The sequence below is a fragment of the Bauldia sp. genome (genome assembly GCA_037200845.1).
In the GTDB taxonomy this organism is placed as follows: Bacteria; Pseudomonadota; Alphaproteobacteria; order Rhizobiales; family Kaistiaceae; genus DASZQY01.
In genome coordinates, this window is sequence record JBBCGQ010000001.1 from 535675 (window position 1) to 548374 (window position 12700).

Sequence of the window (12700 nt, forward strand, 5' to 3'; positions counted from 1 at the left end):
GAAGTCAACCGCTGCCGGGCTGCATAAATGGGGTCCCCGCATGGCTGACACAACGGCGGAACGCCTGACGGTGGATACAGGTTCCGCTGCCCGCGAGATCGCAGTGATCCGCCGCGCCGGCGGCTCGCCCGGGCTGTTCTGGCTGGGCGGCTTCATGTCGAACATAGAGGGCAGCAAGGCCGTCGCGGTCGACGCCTTCGCCGCCGAAAAGGGCCTCGCCGCCACCCGGTTCGACTATTCCGGCCACGGCGCCTCGGGCGGCGCCTTCACCGACGGCACCATAACGCGCTGGCTGCAGGAGGCGAGGGCGGTGTTCGATACCACCGCCGGCCCCCAGATCGTGATCGGCTCGTCGATGGGCGGGTGGCTGGCGCTGTTGTTCGCCGAGGCGATGCGCGGCACCGGCCGGGTTGCCGGCCTGCTGCTGATCGCGCCGGCCTTCGACATGACGCGCACGCTGATGCGCGACCGCATGACCAAGAAGGCGCGCGCGGCGCTGGAGCGCGACGGCTACGTCAACGAACCCAGCGCCTACTCCGATCAGCCCTACGTCATCACCCGCGCCGTGATCGAGGACGGCGAGGCCTACGTATTTGGCGACCGCCTGATCGAGGTCGGCTGCCCGGTCGTCATCCTGCAGGGTATTGCCGACCGCGAGGTACCGTGGCGCCACGCGGCGTCACTGGTCGAGAAACTCGCCTCCGACGACGTCGTGCTGACCCTGGTCAAGGACGGCGACCACCGCCTGTCGCGGCCGGAGGATCTGGAGCGCATCCGCGCCGCGCTCGCCGGCCTCGTCGCCGACGCCGGGTGATGGCTTTCCTCCCCGCTCATCCCTGCGAAAGCGGGGACCCGGGTGGAGCGTCCTGCGCTGATCTTTGCGGTCCTTTCGCGTTGCCGCTCGTTAGTCCCCGCCTTCGCCGGGAAGAGCGGAGTGGAGGTAGAAGCACACCGTGAGACGCAACCGCCTGATCTGCTAGGATCGCGGCGATGAGCGACATCGTCGTTGCCCCGACCCGCGCCTTCTCCCCGCGCAGCCTGCGTCTCGATACGCTGGTGCGGCTGCGCTGGCTGGCGGTCGGTGGCCAGGCGCTGGCCGTGCTGTTCGTTCGCTTTGTGCTGGTCTTCCCGCTGCCGACGACGCTCTGCCTCCTGCTCATCGGCCTCTCCGCCGGCATCAATCTCGTGCTCCGCGCCCGCTATCCGGCGACGCTCCGCCTCGGCCAGTGGCCGGCCTTCGCGCTGCTCGCCTACGACGTCGTGCAACTCGGAGCGCTGCTGTTCCTCACCGGCGGGCTGGAGAATCCGTTCGCCATCCTGCTGCTGGCGCCGGTCATCGTCTCCGCCGCGGCGCTCGCCTCGCGCCCGACCGCGGCGCTGGGCCTCCTGGTCATCGCCGTGGCGTCCGTGCTCGCCGTCTATCACTGGCAACTGCCGTGGTACGTCGGCGGCTCGGAGAACCTGCCGCTGCTCTACGTCGGCGGCGTCTGGGTGGCGCTGGTCTCGGCCTGCGTCTTCACCGGCGTCTACGCCTTCCGCGTCGCCGAGGAAGCGCGCCAACTGGCGAAGGCGCTGAACGCCACCGAGATGGTGCTGGCGCGCGAGCAGCACCTCTACGCCCTCGACGGATTGGCGGCAGCCGCCGCGCATGAGCTCGGCACGCCGCTCGCCACCATCGCGCTGGTCGCCAAGGAAATGGAACGCGATTTCCCCCCGGGCAGCCCACATGCCGACGACGTCGCGCTGCTGAGGTCGCAGTCGCAGCGCTGCCGCGAAATCTTGTCCCGTCTCACGTCGATGTCCGGCCAGGTCGACAGGCACCTGTCGCGCCTGCCGCTCTCGCACCTGATCGAGGAGGTGGTCGAGGCCTATCGCGCCTTCGCCGCGAAGATCGAGGTGACGCCGCCGAACGGCAAGGGTCCGGAGCCGATCGGCATCCGCAATCCGGCGATCGTGCAGGGCCTCGTCAATCTCGTCGAGAACGCCGTCGACTTCGCCACCGAGCGGGTGACCGTCGGCACCGAATGGAACGACACCGAGGTCGCGATCACCATCGCCGACGACGGGCCGGGATTTTCCTCGGCGATCATCGACCGCCTCGGCGAGCCCTACATCACCACCCGGCGCGATGCCGCCTCGGGCGAGGCCGACCACGAGGCCGGCGGCCTGGGCCTCGGCCTGTTCATCGCCAAGACGCTGCTGGAGCGTTCCGGCGCCGTCCTCGACCTCGCCAACCGCGTCGCCCCGGCCAAAGGCGCGGTGATTCGCATAGCCTGGCCGCGCGCCCTCATGGACGCAGGCCCGGCCACGGCCGGTTCCGCCTCGGAAACCATCGATGATAGAACGCCTTGGCGGCGGCCGGTGGAGACCCTATAACCCCTACCAACCCACCTAGCCGCCTGGCCTGCCGGACGCCCGCATTGGCGCGCGGGCCGATCCGAGGCCAGCATGACCGGTACCGAGATGTCGCTGCTCATCGTCGATGACGACAAGGCCTTTCTCCAGCGCCTGGCCCGCGCCATGGAAACCCGCGGCTATGTCGTCGATACCGCCGACACCGTCGCCGAGGGCATCAAGAAGGCCGAGGCCATGCCGCCCGCCTTCGCGGTCGTCGATATGCGCCTGGAAGACGGCAACGGCCTCGACGTGATCGAGCTGGTCCGCAAGCGCCGCCCCGACTCGCGCGTCGTCGTCCTCACCGGCTACGGCAACATCGCGACTGCCGTGACCGCGGTTAAGCTTGGCGCCGTCGATTATCTCGCCAAGCCCGCCGACGCCGACGAGATCCATTTCGCGCTCACCCCGCGAGCCCGGCGAGCGCGCCCCGCCGCCGGAAAATCCGATGTCGGCCGATCGCGTCCGCTGGGAACACATCCAGCGCGTCTACGAACTCTGCGACCGCAATGTCTCGGAGACCGCGCGCCGGCTGAACATGCACCGCCGGACGTTGCAGCGGATACTGGCGAAGCGCGCCCCGCGGTAAGCCGCCCGAGGTGAGGAGGAGGGACACCCCTCCCCAAACGGCCTTTGGCCGTTTGACCCTCCCACAAGGGGAGGGTTCATCCTTGTTGAAACACCACGCTCCAACAAACTCCACTTGTTGAGCCCTCCCCTTGTGGGAGGGCCAAAACCGCATCGCGGTTTTGGGGAGGGGTGTCTCTCCTCCCATGAGTGGAGAAGGCGGGAGGGCGAAGCCCTACCCGAAAACCTCGCCAGCACCCGGATCGATCAGCCCGTGCAGCCTCAGCGCCGCGGCCTGGGCAAACCGCACCAGCATCGCCTTCCGCGTCGCACCGGGCAGCCGGTGTTCCGGCGCCTCGCGCAGCACCTCGGCGCCGAACGCGTCGGCCATGATCAGGCCGGCGTCCTCCGGGAAAATCTCGGCCGGTACCGCGGTGTGCGAGGCGAAGAACAGCCGGTCGCACGAGAGGCGGTAGTCCGGCCACTTCTCGTCGGCGCGGAAATCCTCGATCGACGATTTGATCTCGACGATCCACAGGTCGCCCGACGGCCCTAGCCCGACGATGTCGGCGCGGCGGCCGGTGGCGAGCGGCAGCTCGCTCACCACGACAAAGCCCTGCGTCCGTAGCAGCCGCCCGACCCCCCGCGCCACGGAAGCCGCGTGCGGCGATTGCCGTCCATCGACCGGCGGCACGAGGCCCGAATGATCCATCAGCATGAGAACAAAAGTGGCACGCGAATCGCTTCGATGGAAGCGAAAAAGCGCGCGCCAGTTGCTTACCTCTCCCTGAGGGAGAGGGCTTTGAGCCTTATGAGCGAAGCGAATTAGGCGAAAAGGGTGAGGGGTTAGGGACAGGCGTTTTGAGCGATGGGCCCCTGACCCCTCCTCCCTTCCTCCCTTCCTCCCTTCCTCCCTTCCTCCCTAGGCTTACTTCGTTCGCCAAGTTCGGAAGCCCTCTCCCTCAGGGAGAGGTGACTCATCGGCATGGAGTTGGCTCGATGCGAGCACCGGCGCTACGATCCGCCTATGTCCGACCTCCTCGCCCTTCTCGCACTCCTCGGCACGCTGCTCATCGGCGCCATCAGCCCCGGTCCGAGCTTCGTCTTCGTCGTGCGCACTTCGGTCGCCCGCTCGCGCGCCGATGGCCTCGCCGCCGCGCTCGGCATGGGTGTCGGCGCGCTCGTTTACGCGGTGCTGGCGCTGGTCGGGCTGCGTGCGCTGATGACGGAGGCGGCGTGGCTGTTCTGGGCGCTGAAGATCGCCGGCGGCGTCTACCTGCTCTACCTGGCGATCATGATCTGGCGCCACGCCAGCGAGCCGATCGCGGTGACCGAGAGCGGTGCGGCGGGCTCCGACGCCTGGCGCTCGTTCGGCATGGGGCTGGCGACGCAACTGGCGAACCCGAAGATCGTCGCGGCTTACGGCGCCGTGTTCGCGGCGCTGATGCCGGCGCATCCGCCGCTGTGGGTGGACTTCGCCATCCCGCCACTCGTCTTCGTCCAGGAAAGCGCGTGGTACGCGCTGGTCGCGCTCGCCTTCTCGGCGTCCCGCCCGCGCGCGGTCTATCTCCACGCCAAGACGTGGATCGACCGCACCGCCGGCGCGGTCATCGGTCTGCTCGGGCTGCGGTTGATCCTCGAGGCGCGCTAGGCGTTAGTGCCGCCAGCGGTCGTGCAGCCAGAACCACTGGCCGGGATGCTCGCGCACCCAGCCTTCGACGATCCGGTTGATTTCGAGCGTCGCCGCTTCGACGTCGATCAACCCGTCGCTGTCGCGCGGCAGGGTGATCGGGCCGGTGAGCTCGAGGTGCAGCCGCCCGCCGGGCAGGCGGATGGCACGCGCGCCGTGCACCGGGCAGTCGTATTGCCGCGCGAATTTCGCGGCGAGCGGATTGGTCAGCGCCGGCCGGCCGAAGAAGGGCACATCCAGCCCGCGCGTCAGGCGCTGGTCGACCAGCATGCCAAGGTGCTCGCCGCGGTCGAGGGCCGCCGCGATCTCGAACGAGGCGCCGCGCCCGCTTTCCACCAGCGTCCCCATCAGCGCTTCGCGCTTGGCCAGCACGTCCTCGGCGAGGTGAAAATTGCCGGGCGCGCGGAAGGGCAGCACGGTGCGCAGGCCAAAAGTCTGCGCGACGACGCCCAGAATCTCCCAGTTGGCGAGATGCGCCGCGATGATCACCGCCGGCTTGCCGTCGTCGCGCAGCGCCGCAAAGTGATCGATGCCGGAGATGGTCACCACGCCCTCGGTGGGATGCGCCGGATCGAACTCGGCGGCGAGTTCCTCGAGGAACACGAACTCGACCACGACCGCGGCGAAATTCTCCCACGCACCGCGGAGTATCTCGGCGCGCTCGCCTTCGCTCCTCTCCGGGAACGACGCCGCGATGCTCGCTTGAGCCATGCGATGCTCCGGCAGCCACGGCCCGATCGTGCGGAGCAGCCCGCCGACCATGCGCAGCGCCCGCTCGCGGCCGAGCCGGCGGACGAGATTCATGCCGGCGCGCAGCGTCCCCGCGCTGAGGCGGTAGAAAAATTCGCTGCGCACGATGCGCGCGCCCAGCGTGCCGCCGCGGTTGACGCGCGTGCGCCGGCGCGTGGTTTGCGGTTTCTGCGGTCCGTCCGTCAAAGGGTTACGATGATTTTGCCGAACACGTTGCGCGACTCCAGCCGCGACAGGGCGGAGTCTATATCGGCAAGTTTGATGGTCGTGTCGATCACCGGCTTGGCGATGCCCTCTGCCATCTTGCCGAGCACGGTCGCGAGGTTGCGCAGGTTGCAGCCGAACGAGCCGATCAGGCGAAGCTGCCGCTGGTAGAGCTGGAACAGGTTGATCTCGGTCGACACGCCGGTGGTCGAGCCGCACGTGACCAGGATGCCGCCGCGCTTCATGCAGAACATCGACTGCGCGAACGTGTCCGGCCCGACGTGCTCGAACACGACGTCGACGCCTTGCTTCTTGGTCAGCTTGCGCACGACACCCTCGAAGCGGTCTTCCTTGTAGTTGATGACGTAATCGGCGCCGAGCGCCTTCGCCTTCGCCGCCTTGTCCTCGGTCGACACCGTGGTGATGACGGTGGCCCCAACTGCCTTTGCTAGTTGTATGGCCGCCGTACCAATGCCCGAGCCGCCGGCCTGGATCAGCACCGTCTGCCCGGCTTCCAGATGCGCGTTGTCGAACAGCATGTGCTCGACCGTGCCGTAGGTGATCGGCGCGCAGGCCGCATCGACGACGCCGAGTCCGGGAGGCGCGGCGACCACGAGACGCGCCGGCAGCGTGATCCGCTCGCGCGCCAGGCCATCGACGTGGAAGCCGCGGATGCCGGCCACGTTTTCGCAGAAATTATCCCGTCCCTCGAGGCAGGCGCGGCACTTGCCGCACGTCTCCGCGCCGAACAGCGCCACGATCTGCCCAGCCTTCAGCGCAACGCCGGAGCCAACGGCAACGATGGTACCCGCGGCTTCAGCGCCGATGACGATGGGCAGCTTGCGCTTGGCGAAGGCCATGCCGCGCCAGCCCCAAACGTCGATATGGTTGAGCGCCACCGCGCCGATGGCGACCGTGACCTCGCCCGGCCCGGGGAGAGGGGCCTCCGGGAAATCGACGATCGCGAGGTTGCGGTTGTCGGTGAGCTGGAGCGCGCGCATTTCAATCGCTCGCCAGTGCTGATCCTCCCCCGCAAAGCGGGGGAGGGGGACCGCCGAAGGCGGTGGAGGGGGCGGCCCCCTCCGTCGGCGCTGCGCGCTGCCCCCTCCCCCGTAAATGGGGGAGGATCAAATCGGGCGCCGGATTCATGATGCGAGTCTCACGCCGGCTCGGCAGTCAGCACCAGGCACGCATTCTGCCCGCCGAAGCCGAACGAATTCGACAGCACAGCCGACGCTTGCTGCTTGCGCGCGACGTTCGGCACCACGTCGAACGGGATCGCCGGATCGGGATGATTGTAGTTGATCGTCGGCGGGATGATGCCGTCTTCCATCGTCTTGATCGAGAAGATCGCCTCGATCGCACCGGCCGCGGTCAGCGTGTGCCCGATCATCGATTTGTTGGACGACACCGGCGTCGTGCGGATGCGCTCGCCGAACACCGCCTCCAGCGACATCGCCTCCATCTTGTCGTTCTCCGGCGTCGAGGTGCCGTGCGCGTTGACGTAGTCGATAGCGTCGGGCGACAGGCCGGCGTCCTCGACCGTGGCGCGGATCGCGCCGATGATCGCAGAGCCGTCCGGCTTCGAGCGCGTGCGGTGGAAGTCGTCCGCCTTCTCGGCGATGCCGCGCACGATCGCGTGGATCGTCGCGCCGCGCGCCACTGCCGTATCGTAATTTTCCAGCACCAGCGCCGCCGCGCCTTCAGCGATGACGAAGCCGTCGCGGTCCTTGGCGAACGGTCGCGAGACTTCCTGCGGCGGCTCGTTGGTGCCGGAAAGTGCGGAGAGCAACCCGAAGCGGATCATCATCTCGGGATTCACCGAGCAGTCGGCGCCGATCGAGATGGCGGCGTCGGTGTCGCCGCGGCGGATCGCCTCGACACCGAGCTGGATCGCGGTCGCGCCGGAAGCGCAGGCGGTGGTCAGCGAGATCGGCGCACCGCGCGTACCGATCTTCTCGGCGATGCCCTCGGCGATGAAGCCGAGCAGCGCATGCTTGAAGCCGTAATCGTCGTTCTTCCGACGCGCCGCCGCGATCATGCGGTCATAGGCGTCCCCGTCGATCGGCTGTGCGCCGTCGAAAAGCTGGCGGCGATAGGGCCACTCCAGTTCCGCCGGCGGCAGCGCCGCGTACATCGGGCCGGGAAAATCGCCGGGCGTGCCGATGCCCGCGCCGGCAATGGCTTCCTCGGCGGCAAGGATCGCGGCGCGCGTGGTGATGTCCATGGCGGTGTCGTCGTCCTGCCAGAGATAATCGATGGCGCCGGCGATGACCGTGCGCATGTGCTCGGTCGGGAAGCGCGTGATCTTCTTGATGCCCGAGCGCCCGGCGGTGAGCCCGGCCCACGAGTCGGCGACGCCCTGACCGAGGGATGAAACCATGCCGTAGCCGGTGACGGCAACGACGGGACGGCCGCGATGATCCTTCATATGCTTCCCCTCACTCGATCGCAGCAAATAGCGCGCTGCCTTCGCCGCGCCACATGCCGGCGGAGGTGACCGCGATCCGTGTCGGTTTGTCGGCCTTCGGCGTCTCGAAGCCGGTGGTGTCCACGCTCCGGTAGAAGCCGCCCCGTGACAGGGCCAGCGCCGCCAAACCTGCGGTCGCCGGGAAGGTCGCGCTCGTCGCCGTGCCGAGCATGGATCCGGTCGCCCGTACCGTATCGACCCGGCCCGCGGCGATCAATTGTGCCAGCAGGTCGCGCTCCTCGCGCGTCGCCTGGGCAACGCCGGTGGCCGCGGAAAGCACGGAGACCGGCGCCTGGCCGGCCGGCGCGATGATGTCGAGCTGGCGCGTCAGCTTGGCCGCGACGTCGCCCGGCCGCCGGCGGCTCTGGTCGGTCTCAACGTCGAGCAGGCGGGCGTAGCGCTTGGCGCCGCGCGCCTCGGCATGCTCACGCGCCTCCAGGATCAGGAAGGCACCGACCGAGCCGAGCATGGCGCCGCCGCCGGCTTCCAGCCGCTCCCAGATCGGCTTGTGCTCGCCGGCCCACAGAGTGCCGCCGAGCGCGCAGTTCAGCACCGAGTCTTTCCGTTCGGCGAGGCAGGCGCCACCGACGAGGAATATGTCCCCCTGCGAGGCGCCGATGCGCCGCCACGCGATCTCCATCGCCGAGGCGCCGGCGATCTCCTCGCCCATGAACGTACGCGACGAGCCGGTGACCTTGTGCACGATCGAGATGTTGCCGGCGACGAGATTGGGAAGCTGCGCCAGAAACAGGGTCGGGCGGAGATCGTTGGTCAGGTGCTCGTTGAGATAGCCGGAAGGATCGGCCGCCGTCGGCAGTCCTGCGAGGATCGCCGTATCGGTCGGCACGTCGCGCTCGCCGCCGTCCGCCGCGACCACGACATGCGTGTGTCCGAGAATATCGAGATTGCCCGCGATGCCCGCATCGCTGAGCGCCAGCCCGGCGGCATAGGTGCCGAGCCGCTGCCACGCCTCCATCTGGCGCTGATCGCTTTTCTTCGGGATCTGCGAATCGAGATTGAGCGGCACCAGCGGATGGATGCCGAACGGCGGCGTGAACTCGAGGTCGACTTTCGGCGCCGGCCGCTCGGCTTCGGCAAGCGCCTGCCAATGCGCGTCAAGACCTTCGCCGAGGCTGGAGACAAGCCCGATGCCGGTGACCCAGACCTCGCGCGCCATGCTAGCGCCCGCTCACGCCGTGACCGGCGAGGCGGCCTCGAGGAAATCGGTGCTGCGCGCCAGGGCGGCCCTTGCTTCCGGCGTCGGGAAATCCTGCACGATCAGGATGATCTCCGCGTCGGCCGCGGACTCGCTGCCGGCCTTGAGGCTGGTTTCGGCGATGAAGAAGCCGGAGCCGTCGTGCGTGATGCGTCCGGTGATCTGCAGGCTGGTGCCCGGCTTCACCATGCGGCGGAACTTGGCGCGCTTGACGCCGCCGAGGAAGACGAACCGCTCGCGCTTGAAGCGGCGATAGAGCAGGTAACCCGCCGCCTGGTTCATCATCTCGAGCATCAGGACGCCGGGTAGGATCGGGAAGCTCGGGAAGTGGCCGTCGAACACCGGGCTGCGCTCGGGCAACGTCGAGCTTATGCGGATCGAGCCGCCCTCGAGATCAATTTCCTCGACCCTGTCCAGCAGTTCGAAATATTCGAGACGCATGGCTTCCTGTGCGTCGCCTTTAGGTGGCGGACTTCGCGGCGACCAGTTCGTCGATGCGCGCGCAGAGGTTCTTCAGCACGAAATAGTCCTCGACGTTCGCCTTGCCCTGATTCACTTCCTGCGTCCACTGCTCAAGCGGAATCTTGATGCCGAATTTCTTGTCGAGCGCGAACACGATGTCGAGGAAGTCGAGGCTGTCGATGCCGAGATCGTCGATGGCGTGCGCCTCGGGTTTGATATTTTCCAGAGGCACGTCGCTGGTCTCGGCGATGACCTTGGCGACGATATCGAAAGTCGAAGACATGGCGCGCGCGTTCCCCTTGAAATCACTCGCCAATCGGGACGGTTTTCACTGGCGCTGCAGCCGCTTAGCCGTCGCCCGGAAGCCCCGATGGCCGGTCCAGAGGGTCCAATATAGACCTTAGCGCGGCCTGTCCACCGCCAACGCGGGGGCTGTTGTTGCGCCGCCGTGCCGGCGCCCGCAAGATGACGCCGCGCGCCGATCGAGACGAGGGGACCTGCCTTGGCTGCCATGCCCGCCGCGGCCGCGCCGCGCGCCGTTCCCCGCATCGCCGCCATCGACCTCGCCCGCGGCATCGCCATCGTCGCGATGGTCGTCTATCACACCTGCTTCGACCTCTCGGCGGATGGGCTGATCGCGGCCGACGTCGAGAGCGATCTGCCTTGGAAGATTTATGCGCGGCTGACGGCGGGTACGTTCCTCGTGCTGGTCGGCATCGCTCTGGTGCTGGCTAGCCGCGGCGGCATCGACTGGCGCCGCTACCTCCGTCGCCTCGCCTTCATCGCCGCCGGCGCGGCGCTGGTGACCGTCGCGACGGTCTGGTTCGACCGCTCCACTTTCGTCTTCTTCGGCATCCTGCACGAGATCGCGGTGGCGAGTGTCCTCGCGCTGCCGTTCCTGTGGGCGCCGGTCTGGCTGACGGCGATCGTCGCGGCCGCGATCGTCGCCGCGCCGTGGTTCCTCGCCGCCCCGATTTTCGATCAGCCGTGGCTGTGGTGGGTCGGCTTGTCGCCTGAGCCGCCGCCGACCGTCGACTACGTGCCGTTGCTGCCATGGTTCGGCATCGTGCTCGCCGGCGTCGCCGCCGGCCGCGTCGTCGTCCGCCATGCCGATGCGCTGGCGCGCTTCCGGCCGACCGATGCCGTCTCAAATCTGCTGATGCTGGCAGGACGCTGGAGCCTCGCCATCTATCTTATCCACCAGCCGCTGATCGTCGGCGCGCTGTATGTCTTCACGCTGCTGCACCCGCCGGGCGTGGGCGTCATCCGCGAGCGCTGGGTCGGGCAGTGCACCACCGCCTGCGTCGGCGACCGCGACGCGCCCGCCTGCACCGCGCTCTGCGGCTGCCTGTTCGACGGCCTCTACGGCACCGACCTGTTCAGGGCCGGCGCCGACATGACGGATGAGCAGCAGACGCGCTGGGATGCAATCGTCGACCGCTGCCGCACCCCGCAGCCCTAGCCGCCGGCAACGCCCGTCGCCGTGACGTAGAACGCGTAAAGCTCGTGCGTGCAGGCGACGAAAATCCGGTTCCGCTTTGGCCCGCCGAAGCAGAGGTTTGCCACCGACTGCGGAAAGCGGATGCGGCCGAGCAGGTCGCCCGACGGCGCGTAGACGTTGATGCCGGAGCCGGCGCTGGTCCACACGTTGCCGTTGGTATCGACACGCAGGCCGTCCGGGATGCCGTCGGTGGTGGCGAAAACCTTGCCGCCCTTCAGCGTTCCGTCCCTGGAAACCTTGAAGGTGCGGATGTGCGACGGCGCGTCCGGATCGTGGCTGATTGCGGAGTCGGCGACGTAGAGAATCGATTCATCCGGCGAGAAGGCAAGCCCGTTCGGCATGACGAAATCGTCGACGACGGCGGTCAGCTTCCCGCTTTTCGGGTCGATCCGATAGACGTTGTTGGTCTCCTGCTCGCGCTCGGCCTTGTGGCCCTCGTAGTCGCTCATGATCCCGTAGTGCGGATCGGTGAACCAGATCGAGCCGTCCGACTTCACCACCGCATCGTTGGGCGAGTTGAGCCGCTTGCCCTTGTACATCTCGGCCAGCACCGTGATCGAGCCGTCGGCTTCCGTCCGCGTCACGCGCCGCGCGCCGTGCTCGCAGGTGATCAGCCGCCCGTTGCGGTCGCGCGTGTTGCCGTTGGAATAGTTGGAGTCGGTGCGGAAGACGCTGACGCCGCCGCCCGGCGTCCAGCGCAGCATCCGCGAATTCGGGATGTCGCTCCACACGAGCTGGTTGGCGTCCGGCATCCACACCGGCCCCTCGGCCCACCGGCATTGACCATAGAGTTTCTCGACCTCGACCGAGCCGTTGACGAGATGGATAAAACGCCGGTCGATGCGTTCCGCGATCTCCGCAAGCAGAGCCATGGCGTGGGTCTCCCGGATGAGGTTGGGCTAGAGCAGGACGCCCTTGGTGAGGATCAGGTTGGCATAGGCGCGCGTGTCGCCGGTCGCCACGATGGCGTAGCAGGTGCGCGCCCGCTCGTAGAATTTCATCCGCTCGATGCGGCCGATCTTGAAGCCCTTGGCGTGCTTGTCGATCGCCTGCTGGAAGAGCCCGTAGACCGGCGGCGACTCCTTCGGCTTGCCGACCACCTGCATGACGAACGCGGCGTTGTCGACGAACGTGTCGAGCGGCATCACCGACAGGATCGCGTCGGCGACCCGCGTCGCCTCGATGCCGTCCAGCCGGATCAGGCGCCGCGCATTGGAGGTCGCCGGAAAATTCGCGTCCGCGATGCAGATTTCGTCGCCGTGGCCCATGGCCGCCAGCGCATGCAGCAGATCCGGCCCGAGGATCGGGTCAATTCCCTTGAGCATCTGGAAGCTTCCCCCGAATTCTTCTTGAGCCGGATAACGGCGGAAAATTGCGGCAACGTCAATTGGTGGCGTGGGCGGAGCCGCCGCGCTATGTCCCCATACAGCGCCGCCAGGAGAATTC

Annotated in this window: 13 protein-coding genes and 1 pseudogene; 5 read left to right on the forward strand and 9 right to left on the reverse strand. The window is 67.9% G+C overall.

Going from position 1 to position 12700, the window contains the following annotated elements; translation table 11 throughout:
* Nucleotides 1–40 precede the first annotated feature (40 nt).
* From WDM94_02680 to WDM94_02690, 3 genes and pseudogenes are all read left to right on the forward strand, one after another.
* Nucleotides 41–814 carry an alpha/beta fold hydrolase gene (locus WDM94_02680; protein MEJ0011530.1) on the forward strand — a complete coding sequence of 258 codons (774 nt, stop codon included), beginning with the start codon at nt 41–43 and terminating at the stop codon, nt 812–814.
* A gap of 176 nt (nt 815–990) precedes the next feature.
* Nucleotides 991–2376 carry an ActS/PrrB/RegB family redox-sensitive histidine kinase gene (locus WDM94_02685; protein ID MEJ0011531.1) on the forward strand — a complete coding sequence of 462 codons (1386 nt, stop codon included), beginning with the start codon at nt 991–993 and terminating at the stop codon, nt 2374–2376.
* Nucleotides 2377–2448: 72 nt separating this feature from the next.
* A pseudogene (locus WDM94_02690) lies at nt 2449–2983 on the forward strand (ActR/PrrA/RegA family redox response regulator transcription factor).
* 213 nt (nt 2984–3196) lie between these two features.
* Here the strand turns inward: WDM94_02690 and WDM94_02695 are convergent.
* On the reverse strand, nt 3197–3673 hold the full coding sequence (locus WDM94_02695; GenBank protein ID MEJ0011532.1) for an MmcB family DNA repair protein: 477 nt from the start codon (nt 3671–3673) through the stop codon (nt 3197–3199).
* 315 nt (nt 3674–3988) lie between these two features.
* Between WDM94_02695 and WDM94_02700 the strand changes: the two genes are divergently transcribed.
* On the forward strand, nt 3989–4612 hold the full coding sequence (locus WDM94_02700; protein MEJ0011533.1) for a LysE family transporter: 624 nt from the start codon (nt 3989–3991) through the stop codon (nt 4610–4612).
* Nucleotides 4613–4615: 3 nt separating this feature from the next.
* Here the strand turns inward: WDM94_02700 and WDM94_02705 are convergent, their stop codons facing one another.
* The 6 genes from WDM94_02705 to WDM94_02730 all read right to left on the reverse strand — a co-directional run bounded on the left by WDM94_02705 (nt 4616) and on the right by WDM94_02730 (nt 10036).
* Nucleotides 4616–5587: a lipid A biosynthesis lauroyl acyltransferase gene (locus WDM94_02705; protein ID MEJ0011534.1), complete on the reverse strand. Its 972-nt coding sequence runs from the start codon at nt 5585–5587 to the stop codon at nt 4616–4618.
* Nucleotides 5584–6606, reverse strand: a complete 1023-nt coding sequence (locus tag WDM94_02710; GenBank protein MEJ0011535.1) for a zinc-binding dehydrogenase — start codon at nt 6604–6606, stop codon at nt 5584–5586. Before WDM94_02710 ends, WDM94_02705 begins: the two co-directional genes overlap by 4 nt.
* Nucleotides 6607–6764: 158 nt before the next feature.
* Nucleotides 6765–8036 carry a beta-ketoacyl-ACP synthase gene (locus WDM94_02715; GenBank protein MEJ0011536.1) on the reverse strand — a complete coding sequence of 424 codons (1272 nt, stop codon included), beginning with the start codon at nt 8034–8036 and terminating at the stop codon, nt 6765–6767.
* A 10-nt stretch (nt 8037–8046) separates the two neighbouring features.
* Entirely contained in the window at nt 8047–9252 is a 1206-nt protein-coding gene (locus WDM94_02720) for a beta-ketoacyl-ACP synthase (protein MEJ0011537.1), read from the reverse strand.
* 12 nt (nt 9253–9264) lie between these two features.
* The gene (locus tag WDM94_02725) at nt 9265–9732 is read right to left on the reverse strand and encodes a 3-hydroxyacyl-ACP dehydratase FabZ family protein (GenBank protein ID MEJ0011538.1); all 468 of its coding nucleotides are present in this window, start codon (nt 9730–9732) and stop codon (nt 9265–9267) included.
* A gap of 19 nt (nt 9733–9751) precedes the next feature.
* Entirely contained in the window at nt 9752–10036 is a 285-nt protein-coding gene (locus WDM94_02730) for an acyl carrier protein (GenBank protein ID MEJ0011539.1), read from the reverse strand.
* Nucleotides 10037–10264: 228 nt separating this feature from the next.
* On the opposite strand from WDM94_02730, the gene WDM94_02735 reads away from it, so the two are divergent.
* A complete protein-coding gene (locus tag WDM94_02735) occupies nt 10265–11215 on the forward strand; it encodes a heparan-alpha-glucosaminide N-acetyltransferase (protein ID MEJ0011540.1) in 951 nt (316 codons plus the stop codon).
* Here WDM94_02735 and WDM94_02740 read toward each other — a convergent pair.
* Together WDM94_02740 and WDM94_02745 are read right to left on the reverse strand one after the other, a co-directional pair.
* Nucleotides 11212–12126, reverse strand: a complete 915-nt coding sequence (locus tag WDM94_02740; protein MEJ0011541.1) for an SMP-30/gluconolactonase/LRE family protein — start codon at nt 12124–12126, stop codon at nt 11212–11214. The two genes, WDM94_02735 and WDM94_02740, sit on opposite strands and share 4 nt — an antisense overlap.
* A 27-nt stretch (nt 12127–12153) precedes the next feature.
* Nucleotides 12154–12579, reverse strand: coding sequence for an RbsD/FucU domain-containing protein (locus tag WDM94_02745; protein ID MEJ0011542.1), 426 nt, complete (start codon nt 12577–12579; stop codon nt 12154–12156).
* Nucleotides 12580–12700 lie beyond the last annotated feature (121 nt).

Coding starts and splice junctions, on each gene's coding strand:
- WDM94_02680 (MEJ0011530.1), top strand. CDS start 41: ATGGCTGACACAACGGCGGAACGCCTGACGGTGGATACAGGTTCCGCT.
- WDM94_02685 (MEJ0011531.1), top strand. CDS start 991: ATGAGCGACATCGTCGTTGCCCCGACCCGCGCCTTCTCCCCGCGCAGC.
- WDM94_02695 (MEJ0011532.1), bottom strand. CDS start 3,673: ATGGATCATTCGGGCCTCGTGCCGCCGGTCGATGGACGGCAATCGCCG.
- WDM94_02700 (MEJ0011533.1), top strand. CDS start 3,989: ATGTCCGACCTCCTCGCCCTTCTCGCACTCCTCGGCACGCTGCTCATC.
- WDM94_02710 (MEJ0011535.1), bottom strand. CDS start 6,606: ATGCGCGCGCTCCAGCTCACCGACAACCGCAACCTCGCGATCGTCGAT.
- WDM94_02715 (MEJ0011536.1), bottom strand. CDS start 8,036: ATGAAGGATCATCGCGGCCGTCCCGTCGTTGCCGTCACCGGCTACGGC.
- WDM94_02720 (MEJ0011537.1), bottom strand. CDS start 9,252: ATGGCGCGCGAGGTCTGGGTCACCGGCATCGGGCTTGTCTCCAGCCTC.
- WDM94_02725 (MEJ0011538.1), bottom strand. CDS start 9,732: ATGCGTCTCGAATATTTCGAACTGCTGGACAGGGTCGAGGAAATTGAT.
- WDM94_02730 (MEJ0011539.1), bottom strand. CDS start 10,036: ATGTCTTCGACTTTCGATATCGTCGCCAAGGTCATCGCCGAGACCAGC.
- WDM94_02735 (MEJ0011540.1), top strand. CDS start 10,265: ATGCCCGCCGCGGCCGCGCCGCGCGCCGTTCCCCGCATCGCCGCCATC.
- WDM94_02740 (MEJ0011541.1), bottom strand. CDS start 12,126: ATGGCTCTGCTTGCGGAGATCGCGGAACGCATCGACCGGCGTTTTATC.
- WDM94_02745 (MEJ0011542.1), bottom strand. CDS start 12,579: ATGCTCAAGGGAATTGACCCGATCCTCGGGCCGGATCTGCTGCATGCG.